Annotated in this window: 13 protein-coding genes and 2 pseudogenes; 8 read left to right on the top strand and 7 right to left on the bottom strand. The window is 63.9% G+C overall.

Translation table 11 applies throughout. The features are described from left to right. Positions 1-96 precede the first annotated feature (96 nt). Together dapE and NHAM_RS18960 are read left to right on the top strand one after the other, a co-directional pair. Entirely contained in the window at positions 97-1,266 is a 1,170-nt protein-coding gene (gene dapE / locus NHAM_RS18965; RefSeq protein ID WP_041358374.1) for a succinyl-diaminopimelate desuccinylase, read from the top strand. Beyond that, entirely contained in the window at positions 1,263-1,823 is a 561-nt protein-coding gene (locus tag NHAM_RS18960) for a 5'-methylthioadenosine nucleosidase (protein WP_011512061.1), read from the top strand. Before dapE ends, NHAM_RS18960 begins: the two co-directional genes overlap by 4 nt. Before the next feature lie 173 nt (positions 1,824-1,996). On the opposite strand, the gene truA is transcribed toward NHAM_RS18960, so the two are convergent. The 3 genes from truA to def form a co-directional block, all read right to left on the bottom strand. Then, the gene (gene truA / locus NHAM_RS18955; protein ID WP_011512060.1) at positions 1,997-2,734 is read right to left on the bottom strand and encodes a tRNA pseudouridine(38-40) synthase TruA; all 738 of its coding nucleotides are present in this window, start codon (positions 2,732-2,734) and stop codon (positions 1,997-1,999) included. 119 nt (positions 2,735-2,853) lie between these two features. Beyond that, a complete protein-coding gene (gene fmt, locus NHAM_RS18950; RefSeq protein WP_011512059.1) occupies positions 2,854-3,786 on the bottom strand; it encodes a methionyl-tRNA formyltransferase in 933 nt (310 codons plus the stop codon). A gap of 24 nt (positions 3,787-3,810) precedes the next feature. Next, entirely contained in the window at positions 3,811-4,338 is a 528-nt protein-coding gene (gene def, locus NHAM_RS18945) for a peptide deformylase (protein ID WP_011512058.1), read from the bottom strand. A 150-nt stretch (positions 4,339-4,488) separates the two neighbouring features. On the opposite strand from def, the pseudogene NHAM_RS18940 reads away from it, so the two are divergent. Then, positions 4,489-5,703: pseudogene (locus tag NHAM_RS18940) on the top strand (DNA recombination protein RmuC). Positions 5,704-5,764: 61 nt separating this feature from the next. Continuing rightward, the gene (locus tag NHAM_RS18935) at positions 5,765-7,129 is read left to right on the top strand and encodes an AmpG family muropeptide MFS transporter (protein WP_011512057.1); all 1,365 of its coding nucleotides are present in this window, start codon (positions 5,765-5,767) and stop codon (positions 7,127-7,129) included. Between the two features lie 136 nt (positions 7,130-7,265). On the opposite strand, the gene yddG is transcribed toward NHAM_RS18935, so the two are convergent. The 3 genes and pseudogenes from yddG to NHAM_RS18920 all read right to left on the bottom strand — a co-directional run bounded on the left by yddG (position 7,266) and on the right by NHAM_RS18920 (position 10,536). Continuing rightward, positions 7,266-8,132, bottom strand: a complete 867-nt coding sequence (gene yddG, locus NHAM_RS18930) for an aromatic amino acid exporter YddG (RefSeq protein WP_011512056.1) — start codon at positions 8,130-8,132, stop codon at positions 7,266-7,268. A gap of 226 nt (positions 8,133-8,358) precedes the next feature. Then, positions 8,359-9,084, bottom strand: a complete 726-nt coding sequence (gene phbB / locus NHAM_RS18925) for an acetoacetyl-CoA reductase (RefSeq protein WP_011512055.1) — start codon at positions 9,082-9,084, stop codon at positions 8,359-8,361. A gap of 274 nt (positions 9,085-9,358) precedes the next feature. Then, positions 9,359-10,536: pseudogene (locus tag NHAM_RS18920) on the bottom strand (acetyl-CoA C-acetyltransferase). Positions 10,537-10,849: 313 nt separating this feature from the next. Here NHAM_RS18920 and phaR point away from each other — a divergent pair. Further along, positions 10,850-11,461, top strand: a complete 612-nt coding sequence (phaR, locus tag NHAM_RS18915; protein ID WP_011512054.1) for a polyhydroxyalkanoate synthesis repressor PhaR — start codon at positions 10,850-10,852, stop codon at positions 11,459-11,461. Positions 11,462-11,674: 213 nt separating this feature from the next. On the opposite strand, the gene ugpB is transcribed toward phaR, so the two are convergent. After that, positions 11,675-12,994, bottom strand: coding sequence for a sn-glycerol-3-phosphate ABC transporter substrate-binding protein UgpB (gene ugpB / locus NHAM_RS18910; RefSeq protein ID WP_157043684.1), 1,320 nt, complete (start codon positions 12,992-12,994; stop codon positions 11,675-11,677). Positions 12,995-13,350: 356 nt separating this feature from the next. Between ugpB and NHAM_RS18905 the strand changes: the two genes are divergently transcribed. Genes NHAM_RS18905 through NHAM_RS18895 form a run of 3 tightly spaced genes read left to right on the top strand, consistent with a single transcriptional unit; the run spans position 13,351 to position 17,961 of the window. Further along, the gene (locus NHAM_RS18905) at positions 13,351-15,477 is read left to right on the top strand and encodes a sensor histidine kinase (protein WP_011512052.1); all 2,127 of its coding nucleotides are present in this window, start codon (positions 13,351-13,353) and stop codon (positions 15,475-15,477) included. Next, positions 15,477-17,219, top strand: a complete 1,743-nt coding sequence (locus NHAM_RS18900; protein WP_011512051.1) for an ATP-binding response regulator — start codon at positions 15,477-15,479, stop codon at positions 17,217-17,219. The genes NHAM_RS18905 and NHAM_RS18900 overlap by 1 nt, the downstream gene beginning before the upstream one ends. Position 17,220: 1 nt before the next feature. Further along, the gene (locus NHAM_RS18895) at positions 17,221-17,961 is read left to right on the top strand and encodes a response regulator (RefSeq protein ID WP_011512050.1); all 741 of its coding nucleotides are present in this window, start codon (positions 17,221-17,223) and stop codon (positions 17,959-17,961) included. The last annotated feature ends 59 nt before the right edge of the window (positions 17,962-18,020 follow it).

The following is an 18,020-nucleotide window of genomic DNA, read 5'->3' as shown; positions in this document are numbered from 1 at the left end:
CGCTAGAAGTTTATATTTGCCAGTGGTCTCTTGATTTTAACATTCGCTCAAGAGGCGCCACCGAAACATTATGCGAATGTTGGAATCGGACCACTGGTGGCCACCGACGCTCTCTCCATCGCTCGCGACCTCGTCCGCTGCCCGTCGGTGACGCCGGCCGACGCAGGCGCTCTCGGCGTGCTTGAGAAGCTGCTCGGCGATGCCGGTTTCGAGGTTCACCGCGTCACCTTCAGCGAACCCGGCGCCGCCGACATCGACAATCTGTATGCCCGTATCGGCGCCACCGGCCCCCACATCGCGTTCGCCGGCCATACCGATGTCGTGCCTCCCGGTGACGAGTCGGCATGGACCCATGGCGCGTTTTCCGGCGAGGTGAAAGACGGCTTCCTCTACGGGCGCGGCACCGTGGACATGAAGGGCGGCATCGCCTGCAGCGCCGCCGCCACGCTGGAATATCTGGAGGCGCACGGCGGTCGGCCGGGGAAAGACGGCAACGGCTCGATCTCGTTTCTGATCACCGGCGACGAGGAAGACATCGCCGTCAATGGCACCGTCAAGCTGATGCAATGGGCGGCCGCGCGCGGTGAAAAATTCGATCACTGCGTGCTCGGCGAGCCCAGCAATGTTGCCGAACTCGGCGACTGCATCAAGATCGGCCGCCGTGGCTCGCAGTCCGGCACGCTGTATGTCGAGGGCGTGCAGGGCCACGTCGCTTATCCGCACCGCGCGTCAAATCCGATTCCGGACATCGCCGCGCTGATCACCGCGCTCGTCAGCGAGCCGTTGGATCAGGGCAGCGCGCAGTTCCAGCCGTCGAATCTGGCGTTCACCTCCGTCGATGTCGGCAATCCTGCGAACAATGTGATTCCCGGACAGGCGCGGGCGAAATTCAACGTCCGCTTCAACGATCATCATAATCAGGAATCGCTCCGTGCGCTGATCGAAGCGCGTGTCGCCAAGGTCTCGGGCAATCGCATTCGGACCCGGATCGTGTGGGAGCCCTCGAATGCCGATGTGTTCGTGACCAGACCGGGCCCGTTCACCGATCTCGTGGTCGCGGCGATCGAGGAGGTGACCGGCCGCAGACCGGAGCTGAACACCGGCGGCGGCACGTCGGATGCGCGTTTCATCAAGGACTACTGCCCGGTGATCGAATTCGGCCTGGTCGGACAGACCATGCACCAGATCGACGAGCGCGCGCCGGTAGCCGATCTCGAAAAGCTGACCCGTATCTACCACGGCGTACTGGATCGCTATTTCGCATGAGCGGCCAGATCCTCGTCCTCACCGCCATCGACGACGAGCTCGACAAGGCGCGCGCGCCCGATGGCGTCAGGGTGATCTACACCGGTGTCGGCAAGATCAACGCGGCCAGCGCAACCACGCTGGCGCTGCTGACGCTGCGCCCGACACTCGTCATCAACTACGGCACCGCGGGAAAGATCAACGAGACGCTCCAGGGCCTGGTGGAGGTATCCGGCGTCGTCCAGCGCGACATGATGGCGATGCCGCTGGCGCCGCGCGGGCGCACGCCGTTCGCGCCGGAACTCGACCTGTTGACCTCGGGTCAGGCCGGCGTCGTCTGCGGCACCGGCGACAGCTTTGTTACGGCGTCCGACCCGTGGCTGGTCGAGAACAGGATCGACATCGTCGACATGGAGTTGTTCGCGGTTGCGCAGGTCTGTCGGCGCAACGGCCTGCCGTGGCGTGCGTTCAAGTTCATCACCGACGACGCCAACGATCTCGCCCATCAGGACTGGACCGCGAATGTCCGCGACGGCGAGAGCCTGTTCTGGGATGCGCTGAAACGGATTCGTTTCTAAAGAGCGTCGTCTTTTGACAGAAGCGCTTTAACGTCATTGCCGGGCATAGCCGTTCGAAGAACGGCGTCGCTTCCGCTTGCCTATGCCCGGCAATCCATCCTTCGTCAAAAAGATGGATGCGCGGATCAGGTCCGCGCATGACGACCATTGATTCCGTCAGAAGCAGACAGACTCTAATAATCCACCCGCACCAGATACAACCCGTCGGGCGGCGCGACCGGGCCGCAGGCCTCGCGGCGGCGCTCGGCCAGCGCGTTGGACAGATCGTCGGCGCTCCAGCGGCCATGCCCGACCCAGACCAGCGATCCCACCATCGAGCGAACCTGGCTGTGCAGGAACGACCGCGCCGAGGTGACGATGGTGACGGTGTCGCCGTTCCTGACGACGTCGAGCTGGTCGAGAGTCTTCTCCGGCGATTTTGCCTGGCATTCGGTGTCGCGAAACGTCGTGAAGTCGTGCTTGCCGATCAACCGTTGCGCCGCCGCGTGCATCGCCAACGTATCGAGAGGGCGCGGCACACGCCAGACGTGGCCGACATCGATCGCCAGATTCGCACGGCGGTTGGCGATGCGATAGACGTAATGCCGCCTGAGCGCCGAGAAGCGCGCCTCGAAAGTGTCGGGCACGATTTCGGCCGTGAGCACCCCGATCGGATGCGGCCGCAGATGGGCGTTGAGCCCGTCGCGCAACCGGTTCGGCGCGAAATGCTTGGCGATGTCGCAATGGGCGACCTGCGCCAGCGCGTGGACGCCGGCATCGGTGCGGCCGGCGCCATGCACGCGAACGGCGTCGCCGCAGATCGCCTTCACCGCCGCCTCCAAAGCGCCCTGCACCGAGGGGCCGTTGTCCTGATACTGCCAGCCGCAGAACGGGCCGCCGTCATATTCGATGGTGAGCTTGTAGCGGGGCATCTCAATCCGTTGTCAGCGTCATCATCCGCGACAGCGGATGATCCAGTATTCCGAGACCTCTCGGCTTCGTTCCAACGATAGGATTTACTGGATACTCCGCCTGCGCGGGTTATGACAGCTTACGCAAATCGCATGGGCGGCTTGAGCGGCGTGCCGTTGAGAAAGGCGTCGGCCTTCATCGGCGGCTTTCCGGCGCGCTGCAATTCAAGGACGCGGATCGCGCCATCCTTGCACGCAATGGTCAGCCGATCGTCGAGCAGCTCACCGGGTTCGCCGGGGCCTTTCACGACCCCACAACGCAAGATCTTCACGCGCACTTGCTCGCCATCGACGAGCATCTCGCACCAAGCGCCCGGAAACGGCGACAGGCCATGAATGTGGCGCAGCACGTCGCGCGCGGGCCTGCTCCAGTCGATGCGCGCCTCGGCCTTGTCGATTTTTGCGGCGTAGGTAACGCCGTGCTCGCTCTGTTTCGTCAGTTGCAAGCCGCCGCGCGCCAGCGCGGCCATCGCACGCGCCATGAGATCGGCCCCGAGCAGCGCCAGCGCGTCATGGAGATCGGATGCCGTCATCGCATCGGTCACGGCGATCCGCTCGGCCATGGCGACGTCGCCGGTGTCGAGGCCGGCATCCATCTTCATGACCATGACGCCGGTTTCAGCGTCCCCCGCCATGATGGCGCGGTTGATCGGCGCGGCACCGCGCCAGCGCGGCAGCAGCGAGCCGTGCAGGTTGAAGCAGCCGAGCGGCGGCGCATCGAGGATCGCCTGCGGCAGGATCATGCCGTAGGCGACGACCACGGCGGCATCGGCGCCATGCGAGCGGAATTCATCCAGCGCGGCGGGAGTTTTCAACGTTTTCGGCGTCAGCACGGGGATGCCGAGGCGATGCGCTTCCCGCGCCACCGGGCTCGGTTGCAGCTTCATGCCGCGGCCCGCGGGCCTGGCCTCGCGGGTGTATACGGCCGCGATCTCATGGCCATGGGCGATGAGCTGCAGCAGGGTCGGCACCGCGAATTCCGGCGTGCCCATGAAGATCAGGCGAAGCGGCATGAACGAGCCGATCTGTTTGCGAGACTATTTCGCGGCGAGCTTCGCAGCCTTGGTGAACTTCTTCACCACGCGGTCGCGTTTCAGTTTCGAGATGTGATCGACGAACAGCACGCCGTTGAGATGGTCGATCTCGTGCTGGATGCAGGTGGCGTAGATCCCCTCGGCATCCTCCTCGTGCACCTTGCCATCGAGATCGGTGAAGCGAACACGCACCCGCGCCGGCCGTTCGACCTCCTCGTAATATTCGGGGATCGACAGGCAGCCCTCTTCGTAGGTCGAGAGTTCCTCGGACGCCGACAGGATTTCCGGATTGATGAAGATGCGCGGCCGCGGCGTGAGTTCGCCCTCCTCGTCGCGCCTGGCGAGGTCCATGGTGATGATGCGCAACGGTTGCGCGATCTGGATGCCGGCAAGCCCGATGCCCGGTGCGTCGTACATGGTTTCGAACATGTCGTCGGCAAGCTTGCGGATCTCCGGCGTGACCGTTTCGATCGGCCTCGAAACCAGACGCAACTGCTTGTCCGGCAGAATGATTATTTCGCGAATAGCCATGGCGGGCGATGTAATCCCCCGGTCTGCCGCGGTCAATCCATGGCGATTTCGGGTCGTTAAGCATGTGTTAACCATAAAAATCGGGCTTTCGTTAACCCAATATGTTCTCTCTTTGTTCGTATCGGCCGCCGAATCGGCTACAAGGGCCGGATGAACCAGATCCTTTTCATGCTGGCCGACGTACCAGTGCGAGCAGGCGGCGTGCTGATCGCATTCGGCGCGCTGGCGCTGGTGCTGCTGCTGATTATCGCCATTGTGATCGCGCGCTCCGGTCGCCGGGGAACCGAAATGGCGCTGGCGCAGGCGAGCCGCGCCGACGAACTGGAGGACCGTCTCGGCGACATGATGCGCGCGCAGGCCGAGGCCACCGGCCGCGTCGACGCCATGGGTCGGGCGCTCGCGGGGCGCCAGGCGGAGATGGCGCGCGCCGTCAGCGAGCGGCTCGATTCGGTCACCCATCGGGTCGGCCAGTCGATGGAATAGACCACGCGCAACACCATGGACAGCCTGCGCGTGCTGCACGAGCGGCTCGGGATTATCGACAATGCGCACAAGAACCTGACCGACCTGACGGCGCAGGTGACGACGCTGCGCGAGGTGCTCGCCAACAAGCAGTCGCGCGGCGCATTCGGACAGGCGCGGATGGAAGCGATCGTGCAGGACGGCATGCCGAAAGACTCGTTTGCCTTCCAGTACACGCTGTCGAACGGCAAGCGGCCGGACTGTGTGATCTTCCTCCCCGACCAGCGCCCCCTCTGCATCGACGCGAAATTCCCGCTGGAGGCCATGACGGCGCTCCACGACGCCCGCACCGACGACGAAAGGAAGTTCGCAAGCCAGCGGCTGCGCGCCGACGTCATGAAACACGTCAACGATATCGCCGGAAAATACCTGATCCCGGGCGAGACCCAGGATAACGCCCTGATGTTCGTGCCGTCGGAGTCGGTCTATGCCGAGATCTATGACGCCTTCGACGATGTGATCCAGAAGGCCTATCGCGCCCGGATCGTGCTGGTGTCGCCATCGCTTTTGATGCTGGCGATCCAGGTGATGCAGCAGCTTCTCAAGGACGCGCGGATGCGCGATGCCGCCGACAAGGTGCGGACCGAGGTCATGAGCATGATGGGTGACGTCGAGCGCCTGCGCGACCGGGTCAGCAGGCTCGGCAGCCATTTCGATCAGGTCAGCGAGGATGTCAGGCAGGTCCTGATCTCGGTCGGCAAGATCGACAAGCGCGCAGTGAGGATCGAGGAACTCGATTTCAGCAAGGACGAGGCAGCTACGGAGACGCCGCGGATCGTCAAGCCCGGCGAGCCGGAGCTGTATCCGCCGCAGTTCGGCCGCAAAATCCAGGCGGGTGAGTAAGCTTTCGCGCTTTCCCACAAGAGGAGAGGGGAAAGAGGCCGAATCTGCTAGCACATGCGACATGACTGCTCCGGACACCACCGTCGCCCCGCCGAATGGATCCGACGCCGCCCCGCGCGCGTCATGGCGCGAGAGCATTGCGGTCTATCTGCAACCGCGCGTTCTCATTGTGATGCTGCTCGGCTTCTCGTCCGGCCTGCCGCTGGCGTTGTCGGGATCGACGCTGCAGATATGGATGACGGAGTCCGGCATCGACCTGCGCGCCATCGGTCTGTTCGTCCTCGTCGGCACACCCTACACGCTGAAGTTTCTGTGGGCGCCGCTGGTCGATGCCCTGCACATTCCGCTGCTGACGCGGCGGTTCGGCCGCCGCCGCGGCTGGCTCGTCTTCTCGCAACTGCTTCTGATCGCGGCGATCCTGCTGCTGGCCTCGACCGATCCGGTGAAGGCGCCGTGGTTCGTCGCGCTCGGCGCGCTGCTCGTGGCTGCGACATCGGCGACGCAGGACATCGTGGTCGATGCCTTTCGCGTCGAGAGCCTGCCGGAAAGCGAGCAGGCCGCCGGCATGGCGGGCTACGTCGCCGCCTATCGCATCGGCATGCTGGTCTCGACCGCCGGCGCTCTCTTCATGGTCAGCGCGTTTGAAGGGACGGGGCTGGTCCGCGCCGCGGCGTGGTCATGGGGCTATGTCAGCATGGCGGTAATGGTCCTGATCGGCACCATCACCGCGCTTGCCGCCACCGAGCCCGAGCAATCCGTACGCGCCGAGCAGGCAACGCGGGCCGAGGGCGGTTTTGCACGCGTCATGAACGCCGCGATCGGCGCATTCTCCGAGTTTCTCGCAAGGAAGGACGCGCTGGCGGTGCTGGCCTTCATCGTGCTGTTCAAGTTCACCGACGCGTTCTCCGGCACCATGACCGCGCCTTTCGTCATCGACCTCGGCTTCACCCGCAACGACTACGCCGCCATCGTCAAGGGCGTCGGTCTCGCCGCGACCCTGATCGGCGGTTTCGCGGGCGGGTTCGTGGCGCGGCGCTATCCGCTGGCGGCGAGCCTGTGGATCGGCGGCATTTTGCAGGCGGTGGCCAACCTGTCATTCTCGTGGCTGGCGCTGGCCGGCGTCAATCAATGGGCGCTGGCGTTCGCGATCACGGCGGAAAATTTCACCAGCGCCATCGGCACAGTGATCTTCGTCGCCTATCTCTCGGCGCTGTGCCGCAATCCGCTGCACACCGCCACCCAATATGCCCTGCTCACGGCGCTTGCCGCCGTCGGCCGAACCTATTTGTCCGCCAGCGCCGGGTTCGTCGCCGAGGCGACCGGATGGCCGCTGTTCTTCGTGATCTGCATGCTGGTGGCGCTGCCAAGCCTGATCCTGCTGGCCTGGCTGCAGCGGCGCGGGCACTTTGCCGCGCTGCAGACGTGAGCGGCGGCGGGAAATAGGAATATCCAGCTTTGATGAGATCAAAGCCGGCTCCAGGTTTCCGTTTTGACGCGTTTTCTTTGCTCGAGCCGGTATTCATCCTCGGGTCAGGCCCGAGGACGTGCTTCGCTCGAAAACGCTATTTCCAGATCATGTCCTTCGCCGCGATCAATCCGCCGCCCGCGATCAGCACCGCCGCGACGCCAAGCGCCGCGGTCGGCTTGGCAAAACCCGCCAATATCAGGAACGTGGTCGAGAGCAGCGGCGTTGCATAGGCAGCCGCGCCGAGCACGCGAATGTCGCCGCGCTTCATGCCGATGTCCCAGACATAGAAGGCGAGACCGACCGGACCGATGCCGAGTGCTGCGATCGCGAGCCACTGCGCGCCGCTGTCCGGCCACACCGTGGATTCCACCAGCATGTGCGCAACCGCCGCCAGCACGGCCGTCGCCAGGCAGAAGCCCGCGACCGCGTCGGTCGGAACCGAGGCCAGCCGCCGCGACAGCACCGAATACGCCGCCCAGACAAACGCCGCGATGAACGCCGCCGCGAGACCCGACATCTGGGTGCGTTCGAACTGGATCGAGGTGTTGCCCGCGACCAGCAGCACCGTCCCAGTGAGCCCGAGGATCGCGCCGATCAGATGGTGCGGCGCTAGCCGCTCGCCCGGCAGCAACGACGAAAACAGCACGATCAGCAGCGGCCAGAGATAATTCAGCAGGCCGGCTTCGGCGGGCGGCGCCAGCCGCAGCGCGATGAAATACAGCGCGTGATAGCCGAACAGCCCGCCGACCCCGACCAGCCACGCCACCGGCGGCTGTTGCAACGCGCGGGCGCCTTCGGGGCGGAACAGCCAGCTCGCGCAGCCGGCGAGGCCACCGATCGCAAACGTCATCGCCGCCAGTTGAAAGGCGGGAATGCGCCCGGTCGCGACCGTCATCACCGCGAGCAGCGACCACATCAGGATGGCGGTGAGGCCGATGAGCGTGGCGGTGCGGGAGGTCATGAAAATTCTCTGTCATGGCCGGGCCAAAGCGCAAAGCGCGTCTTCGCGCAGATATCCCGGCCATCCACGTCTTTTCCGTTGGAATGCTTGAAAGACGTGGATGCCCGGCACAAGGCCGGGCATGACGGCTTGCTTGTCAGCAGTTCAGCGATCCTCAAGAGCCTCTTACCCGCTCGCTACGCGAGCGACCTCTCCCCGTAAAAACAAGACGAGGTAAGGGAAGAAATCACGCCTGATACTGCCCGCCGTTGACGGAGAGCGTCGACCCGGTGATGAAGCCGGCGTCGTCGTCGGCGAGGAACACCACCGCGCGCGCGATCTCCTCGGGCTCGCCAAGACGGTTTGCCGGGATGTGCGGCAGAATGCTCTTCTCGACGACGTCCTTCGGCACAGCCTGCACCATTTCGGTGTTGATGTAACCCGGGCAGATCGCGTTCACCGTGATTCCGCCCTTGGCGTTCTCCAGCGCCAGGGCCTTGGTGAAGCCGATGTCGCCGGCCTTCGCCGCCGAATAGTTCACCTGGCCGAATTGGCCTTTCTGGCCGTTGATCGAGGAGATGTTGATGATGCGGCCGAACTTGCGCGCGCGCATGCCTTCGATCACCGGGCGCGTCATGTTGAACAGCGAGCCGAGATTGGTGTTGATGACGGCGCTCCACTGTTCCAGCGTCATCTTGTGGAAGGCGCCGTCCTTGGTGATGCCGGCATTGTTCACGAGCACCTCGATGGGGCCGAGTTCCGCCTCGACCTTCCTGACGCCCTCGGTGCAGGCCTCAAAGGAGGTGACGTCCCATTTGTAGACGGGGATGCCGGTCTCCGTCTTGAACTTCTCCGCCGCGGCATCGTTGCCGGCGTAGCTCGCCGCGACTTTGTATCCGGCGGCTTTCAGCGCCTTGCTGATCGCGCCGCCGATACCCCGCGTTCCCCCCGTCACCAGTGCTACTCTAGCCATCGCATCATCCTCCTAGAGCTGTTCCGGCTTTGATGGAATCAAAGCCGGGCTCCAGCTTTTTGTTTGACGCGTTTTCTTGACGCGAACCGGTAGCCATCCTCGGTCAAGCCCGAGGATATGCTTCGCTCGAAAACGCTATCGGCTTAAAGGCGGAATTATCCGATCGTTGAAACAAAAGCCTTGCAGATAAAAATGCCCGGCACGAGACCGGGCGTTTTATTGTCAGTGTGAACTGCGGTGACACCATGTCCGCCATCCGTTCGCCTTCATCGGTTCAGCCGCGCTCGACGCACATGGCGATACCCATGCCGCCGCCGATGCACAGCGTGGCGAGGCCCTTTTTGGCGTCGCGCTTCTGCATTTCGTACAGCAGCGTCACCAGCACGCGCGCGCCGGAGGCGCCGACCGGATGCCCGATGGCGATGGCGCCGCCGTTGACGTTGACCCTGGAGGTATCCCAGCCGAGGTCCTTGTTGACGGCGCAGGCCTGCGCGGCGAAGGCCTCGTTGGCCTCGATCAGGTCGAGATCGTCGATAGTCCAGCCCGCCTTCTTCAGCGCGGCACGCGACGCCGGGATCGGGCCGGTGCCCATGATCTTCGGATCTACGCCGGCATGAGCCCACGAGACGATGCGGGCGAGGGGGTCTTGCCCTCTTTCGCCGCCTGCCCGGCTGACATCAGCACCACGGCGGCGGCGCCGTCGTTGATTCCCGACGCGTTGGCCGCGGTCACCGTGCCGTCCTTCTCGAAGGCCGGGCGCAGCTTGGCGATGGTTTCGACCGTCACGCCGGACTTCGGATATTCGTCGGTGTCGACGACGATATCGCCCTTGCGATTCTTGACGGTGACCGGCACGATCTCGTCCTTGAACCGGCCGGCCTTCTGCGCGGCTTCCGCCTTGTTCTGGGAGCCGGCGGCGAATTCGTCCTGCTGCTGGCGGGTGATCTGGTACTGACGGGCGACGTTCTCGGCGGTGTTGCCCATGTGGTAACCGTTGAACGCATCCCACAGGCCGTCCTTGATCATGGTGTCGATCAGTTCGAGGCCGCCCATCTTGACGCCGCCGCGCAGGTACTGGGCGTGCGGCGCCATGCTCATGGATTCCTGTCCGCCGGCGACAACGATGTCCGAATCACCGTTGAGAATGGCCTGATAGCCGAGCGCGACCGTGCGCAGCCCCGAACCGCAGAGCTGGTTGACGCCCCAGGCCGGGATTTCCACCGGAACGCCGGCGGCGATCGACGCCTGCCGCGCCGGGTTCTGGCCCTGCGCCGCGGTCAAAATCTGGCCCAGGATAACCTCGGAGACGCGTCCCGGCTCGATACCCGCCCGCTCCAACGCGGCCTTGACGGCGACAGCGCCGAGAGTATGGGCCGGCGTGGTGGCGAACGCACCGTTGAAACTTCCCACCGGGGTGCGGGCGGCGCTGACGATGACGACATCGTCTGACATGGACACCTCCTGAAACTTGAGTGACTTGAAACTGGACGAGGGCCGCCGACGACCCCGTGTCTGGGTTCTATCCTGTTAACCTCACGGGAGTGTGTCAATTCACCCTCACGAGAGCGTGTCAATCGCGCCAATGGCCAAGTTGCGCCCGGGCATATTCCTGAGCAGTCTCTGTGCTTTGGAATTGACTGTCCCTCATAAAACGGTAGCCGAAGCGTGCCGAAAGTGCTTACTTTGCTGCAATGCGCTACTTGTTAACCCCATCGTGGACGCCGGCGGGGTTTCTTGTCCTCGGTGTGATGGACGTGTGGGACCTATGGCGAAATCAGAGACACCAACGACAATCAAGAAATATGCAAACCGGAGACTCTATAATACCGGCACCAGCACCTATGTGACGCTCGAAGATCTCGCGACGATGGTCAAGCAGGGCGAGGATTTCCTCGTTTTCGATGCAAAGACCGGCGACGACATCACCCGCTCGGTGCTGGCGCAGATCATTTTCGAGCAGGAAAACAAGGCCGGACAGAATCTGCTCCCGACCACGTTCCTGCGGCAGCTGATCCGTTTCTATGGCGACAGCATGCAGATGGTGGTGCCGAAATATCTCGAACGCTCGATCGACATGCTGACCCGCGAGCAGGAGAAGTTTCGCAAGCAGATGACCAGCACCTTCAGCGGCACCCCCTTCGCGCCGCTCGAAGAGCATGTCCGCCGCAACATGGAATTGTTCGAACGCACATTCTCGATGTTCAAGCCGTTCGTGCCGCCGCGCAGTGGGACCGCCGCGCCCGAACCGGAGAAAACGCCTGACGCCTCAAATGCAGGCGACAATAATGCCGGCGACAATATCGAGGATCTTCGCCGTCAGATGAAAGAGATGCAGGAGCGCCTCGAGCGGATGTCGAAAGAGCCGAAGAAGGAATAGGCGCGCACGAGTCCGAGAGGACTGATCGTATTGATGGAATCAGACGTCGTCATGCCCGGACTTGATCCGGGCATCCATCGTCTCAAAGGGATGGATTGCCGGGTCATAGGCGAGCGAAGCGACTCCGTTCTTCGCATAGGCAAGCGGAAGCGACGCCGTTTCTGGAATGGGCCATGCCTGGCAATGGCAACCGTAACGACTGCCCGACACTCGTCACGGATTGGTGCGCTCAAACTGGCGCAGCAGCTTGTTGCCGCGCGCCACCGCCGAATCCATCGCGGCCTGCGCGCTCTTCTTGCCGCTGAAGGCCTGTTCGAGTTCGTCCTCGATGACGGCGCGGATCAGAACGAACGACCCGAGCCGCAACCCCCTTGAATTCTCGGTCGGCGGCTTCAGCGTCATCTGTTCGATCGCGATCGCGGACCCCGGATTGCGATCGTAAAAGCCCTGCGCGCGGGTGAGATCGAATGCCGCGCGGGTAATCGGCAGGTAGCCGGTGTGCTGGTGCCAGGCTGCCTGTACTTCGGGCTTCGACAGATAGGCAAAGAATTTTGCGACGCCCTTGTATTCCTCGCGCGGGCGATCGCGCAGCACCCATAATGTGGCGCCGCCGATGATGGTGTTCTGCGGCGCGCCTTCGACATCCGGCCAAAACGGCAGCATGCCTTGGCCGACGGCGAATTTGGAATTGGCGATGATATCCGCGCGGGTCGCCGAAGAGCCCATGAAGATGCCGCATTCGCCATGCTGGAAACGAGGCTCGGCAGCCGTTCCCCGGCCGCTATAGTCGAAAATTCCGGTCTTCTGCCATTCGGCGAGTTGGGCAACGTGGCGGACCATCAGTGGATTGTTGAAAATGAGGACGGCGTCGAGCCCGCCGAACCCGTTGGCGCGCGTTGCGATCGGCAGATTGTGCAAGGCGAGAAAACTCTCGACATTGACCCATGACGGCCACGACGTGGTGAAGCCGCAAGCGACCCCGGCCTCGCGCAGCCTCTTCGCGGCTTCGCCGACCTCCGGCCAGGTCTTCGGCGGCCTCTCGGGATCAAGACCGGCGGTGCGGAACAGGTCCTTGTTGTAATAGAGGATGGGGGTCGAGACATTGAACGGGAACGACAGCAGGTTGCCCGCGACATCGGCATAGTATCCCGTGATGGCCGGAAGATAGGCCGCCGGGGAAAACGCTTCGTCCTCGTCGCGCATCAGCTCGAAGACCGGATAGATCGCCCCCTGAGCCGCCATCATGGTGCCGGTGGCGATTTCGTTGACCTGCACGATCGCCGGCTGGCTCCGCGAGCGGAACGCGAAGATCGCCGCGGTCACCGTCTCGGTGTAGTTGCCCTTGTAGGTCGGCACGATCCGGTACTCGGATTGAGACCCGTTGAATTCGGTGGCGAGCCGTCCGAGCCGCCGGCCGAGTTCGCCGGACATCGCGTGCCACCACGCGATCTCGGTGACGGCGCGTGCCGGAGCCGGCAGTGCGGCAGTGCGGCAGTGAATTGCACCGCGCAGAACAGCAGCGCCAGTCTCCATGCCGGTGTTCGCATCGTGCCTTGCCCTCCGCACACGGCGGGGCCGGGGCTGCCCCGCTGTCATGCGTTTCTGATAGGACCAACGCGCGGCCGCTGCAATTCACGACCGGCGCGGCAGGCGGCCGTTATCAAGCGACCAGGTTGAGGCTCCATCGCGTTGAACCTTTTCTCCCGACGGATGACTCCATCAAAGGGGACAAGCGCCGGTGCCCCATTGCGCCGTTATGTCGTGGCTTTCCGGGCAGGCCGGCTCGCATCGACAGACCAAGCTTGCGGGCGCTAAAGTCGTCGCCTGGCAGTCCTTATTCTGGCAGTCGTTTGAAGCCGCTGTCGCCGGAGTTATAAAGGCACGACTCGATGAAGGCACAGTGCGGACTGCAGACGACAAGCCACATCGCACGAATCGGCAAGGTCAGTGACTTGGCCTTGGCCGAGTCCCGGAACGGCACAGGTGCGGAACAGCAGGAGCAGGAAGGTCTGGCGGCGCAGGGCCGCTCGGGCATCGTGGGGCTGGTTCGGGCGATTCCGATCCGGTGGCGCATTCTCTCGATCGCGGCGTTGAATTCTGCGGTGGTGTTGGTGCTGGCGCTGTTGATATGGAGCGGCGCCAAGACCCTGGGGTCTGCGTGGGACGACGTGCGTCAGGTCAGGAAATCCGACAAGATCCTCGCGGTTCTCGAGAGTGAGACCGGTCGGCTGCAAAATCTGATCCACCGCTACATCAACCAGCCCAGCCCCGATCTGTTTGCGGAAATCCTGCTGTTGCGCGAGGCCGTCCTCGGCACCTTGAGCACGCGCGCCTCGACCGACCCGATGCTGTCGGGCTCGGTCAATGAGCTGGAGCGCGCCACCGAACGTTTTCTCAGCGGCTTCGGGGAACTGCGCGCATTGCAGACAGCGATTACCAAAACCTACGAGGACCAGATCCTGGCGCCCGCCAAGGACATGGCGGGACTCTACTCGATCATCGAGGGCGCGACCGGTCGCCGCGAGGCCCGGATCTGGCCGACACTCGGGAAATCCCGCGAGACGTTCACCGCGATGTTGGTGGCCGCGAACGCCTACTATCTGGCGCCGGCTTCGACCAGCGCGGACGAGGTCCGCAAGAGTGCCGATGCGATCGAGCGCACCATTCCGGCGATGATCGATTTTTCGGACAACGATCTCCAGCGCGATGCGCTGCGGCGGCTCAAATCCCGGACTTCCGCGCTGCACGACGGCATTGGAAACCTTGCCGAATTGCTCGCCAAACGGACGGACCTGCTGCGCAACTCCATCGACGCCAGCCAGGCGGAGACCATCGGCGCGATCGACGGCCTGTCGGTCAAGATGCGACAGCGCGAGCAGAGCGCGCAAATGACGTTCGACCATACGCTCGCGGATATCTCCCGCAAGATGCTGTGGATCGCCGCGATCTTCCTCGCGATCATCGTCGTCGCGGGCGTCATCATCGCGCTCAGCATCCGTCTGCCTTTGCGGCAGATCATGACATCGATGCGCGCGATCATGTCCGGCGACTACGATCGCAAGGTCGCCGGCACCGACGCGCGGGACGAAATCGGCGCCATGGCGCGCGCCGTCGAGGTGTTCCGCAAGAATGCCATCGCCAAGCGCGATGCCGAGGACGAATTGCGGGCGTCGAAGGAACGAGCCGAAAGCGCCCTGCTGGAGTTGAACGCGGCGCAGCGGAACCTGATCGACGCGGAGCGACTTGCCGCGCTCGGCGGGCTGGTCGCAGGCGTCGCGCACGAGGTGAACAACCCGATCGGAATCAGCCTGACTGTCGCGTCGAGTTTCGCGCGACGCGCCGACACCTTCGACACCGAGCTGCGGTCTGCGGCGCCGCTGAGGCGGTCGCAGCTCGAGGAGTTCGTGCGGATCTGCCGCGATGCCGCCCAGCAACTGGTGGCGAACCTGCACCGCGCGGGCGAGCTGATCGAGTCCTTCAAGCAGGTCGCCGTCGACCGGTCCCATGCCGAACGCCGCCAGTTCAATTTGGGTGAATCCACCGACCAGATCGTCAGGAGCCTGCGCCCGGTGCTCAAGCGGTCTCCGATCGGTATCGCCGTCGACGTCCCGGAAGGTCTGATTATCGACGGTTTTCCCGGCTCATACGGGCAGATTTTGACCAACCTCTTTCTCAACGCCGCCAATCACGCGTTTCCGGACGGACGGTCCGGCACGATTTCCATCGCGGCGAGACCGCGCGCCAATGGTGACATCGAGATCATTTTTGCCGACAATGGCGTCGGCATGACGTCGGACGTCCAGCGGCAAGCGTTCGATCCCTTCTTCACCACGCGTCGCAATGAGGGTGGCACCGGCCTTGGGCTTCATGTCGTCTATAATCTCGTCACCCAGCAGCTCGGTGGCCGGATGATGGTGGAGTCAGAGCCGGGACAAGGTACGACTTTTCGCATTATCATGCCGCGAGCCGCCGCCGGTGGCGCGGGCAGGGGTGAAACAGACAGCGGGACCACGTAATGGCCGACCAGGATGACGTCCTCCACCTGATCGACGATTCCGAAGCCGATCGCCCGGAAGCTTCGGCGGCACGCAAGTGGAAGATCGCCGTGATCGACGACGATCGGGCCGTGCACGAGGGCACGCGCTTCGCGCTGAGCGACTACAGCCTCAATGGCCAGACTCTGGACATCCTGTCGGCCTATTCGGCTGCTGAGGGGCAGGAACTGATGCGGGCGCATCCCGACATCGCCGCGGTGCTGCTCGACGTCATCATGGAGACCGATGCCGCCGGCCTCGACCTCGTCGCGTTCATCCGTAACGAGCTCAAGAACGAAACCGTGCGCATCATCCTGCGCACCGGACAGCCCGGACAGGCGCCGGAGCGCCGCGTCATCGTCGACCACGACATCAACGACTACAAGGCGAAAACCGAACTCACCGCCGACAAACTGTTCACCTCGCTGACCGCGGCGCTGCGCAGCTATCAGCAGCTCGAGCGCATGGTGCAGACCCGCCGCGGCCTCGAGATCGTCATCGACGCCGCCTCGACGCTCTATGATTTCAAGTCGATGCAGCGTCTCGCCGAAGGTGTTCTGACGCAGATTGCCTCGCTCTTGAACGTCGACTGCGCCGGCATTCTGGTGCTGCGCGACGGCGGCGCGATCGACGACGACTTTTCGGTACTGGCCGGATCCGGCTGCTACAGCCGTTTCATCGGGGTCGCGGGACAGACATCGCTCGACTCCGATCTCAAACAGATGGTCGAAGCCGCCTTCAGGCGGCGCAAGCACGAATTCGTCGATCACCGCTCCGTACTCTATATTCGCACCGGTAGCGGCCGCGAGGTCGTGGTGCTGCTGCAGGCCGAGCGCGATCTGTCGGATACCGACCGGTCGCTGGTCGAAATCTTCGGCAGCCGGCTGTCGATCGCGTTCGACAACGTGATCCTCTACCAGCAATTGCAGGACGCCAACACGCGGCTCGAAGACCGGGTCGCGCAGCGCACCCGCGCGTTGATGCAGGCCAATCGCAGGCTTTCCACGCAATGGCTGCGGCTGCAGCGGGCCAACGGATTCAAGAACGAGATTCTCGGCACCGTTGCGCACGATCTGAAAAATCCCCTCGGCGTCATCATGGGCCGCACCGAAATGCTGTCCGAACTGATCGGTACGGACTCCCCCCGGGACACCGTCACCTCGCAGGTCGATCATATTCGCGACGCCACCAGGCGTCTGATTACGATGGTCGATCATCTGATTTCCGACGCCATGGCCGACGCCTTCGACATCACCATCCGGCGCGAGCCGGTCGACGTCGCGGCGCTGGTCGCCGAGGTTTCCGAAGCCAACCAGCCGTCCGCGGTCAACAAGCAGCAGACCATCGCCGTCTCGGCCCCCACCGGACGCATCACGATGTGCGACCAGGACCGGATGCGCGAGGCGATCGACAATCTCGTCAGCAACGCCATCAAGTACAGCCCGGTCGGCGGCAGGATCACGCTGCTGGTCGACCACGACGCCGACACCACCATCATCCGTGTCACCGACGAGGGCGCCGGCCTGTCGCCGGAGGACCTGGGGCGGCTGTTCGTCCGCTTCCAGCGGCTGTCGGCAAAACCCACCGCCGGCGAAAGCTCCACCGGCCTCGGCCTGTCGATCGTGAAACGGATCGTCGACATGCATGACGGCCAGATCAACGCCGACAGCAGCGGCCCCGGACAGGGATCGACCTTCACCATCATCCTGCCCGCGATGGTCTGACATGAGCCGGAACCCGCATATCATTGTCGTCGACGACGAGGCGCCCGCCCGCGAAATGGTCGGCGACTATCTCAAAATGCACGGCTTTACGATTACGCTGTGCGATGGCGGCAAGAGCCTGCGCGAGGCCATCGGCACCGCAACGCCCGATCTCGTCGTACTCGATCTGAACATGCCGGAAGAGGACGGCCTGTCGATCATTCGCGACCTCAAGAGCCGCACCAACGTGCCGGTGATCATGCTGACGGCGACGGCCAGCCCGATCGATCGCGTGGTCGGTCTTGAACTCGGCGCCGACGACTACGTGGCAAAACCCTGTGAGCTGCGCGAACTGATGGCGCGCATCCGCTCGGTCCTGCGGCGGAGCGCGCCGAAGACGGAGACCGCGCCGCCGGACGCCGCAGCCGCCAAACCCACGGCCGGGCAGCTCGTCCGCTTCGGCGTCAAATGGCTCGATCTCGAGGCCCAGGCCTTGCGTGACGACGAAGGCAACGAACATCCGCTCACGGCGTCGGAATTCAGCCTGTTGAAAGTCTTCGCCGCCAACCCGAAGCGGGTTTTGTCGCGCGAGCGGCTGCTGGAATTGGCCAATGCCCGCGACAGCGAAGCCTTCGATCGCGCGATCGATCTGCGAATCATGCGGATCCGGCGCAAGATCGAGCCCGACCCCGCGAGGCCGGCGGTGATCCGGACCATCCGGGGCGGCGGCTATCTGTTTTCACCCTCAGGCGACAAGGCCTGAGCCCGATTGCGGGTCTGCGGGTGCGGACGGCGTTTCGACACCGAAACGAGCTCCAACAG

This window comes from Nitrobacter hamburgensis X14, from assembly GCF_000013885.1.
Classification (GTDB): Bacteria; Pseudomonadota; Alphaproteobacteria; order Rhizobiales; family Xanthobacteraceae; genus Nitrobacter; species Nitrobacter hamburgensis.
The sequence above is the reverse complement of the archived record's forward strand: the minus strand, read 5'-3'. Positions and strand labels throughout refer to the sequence as shown.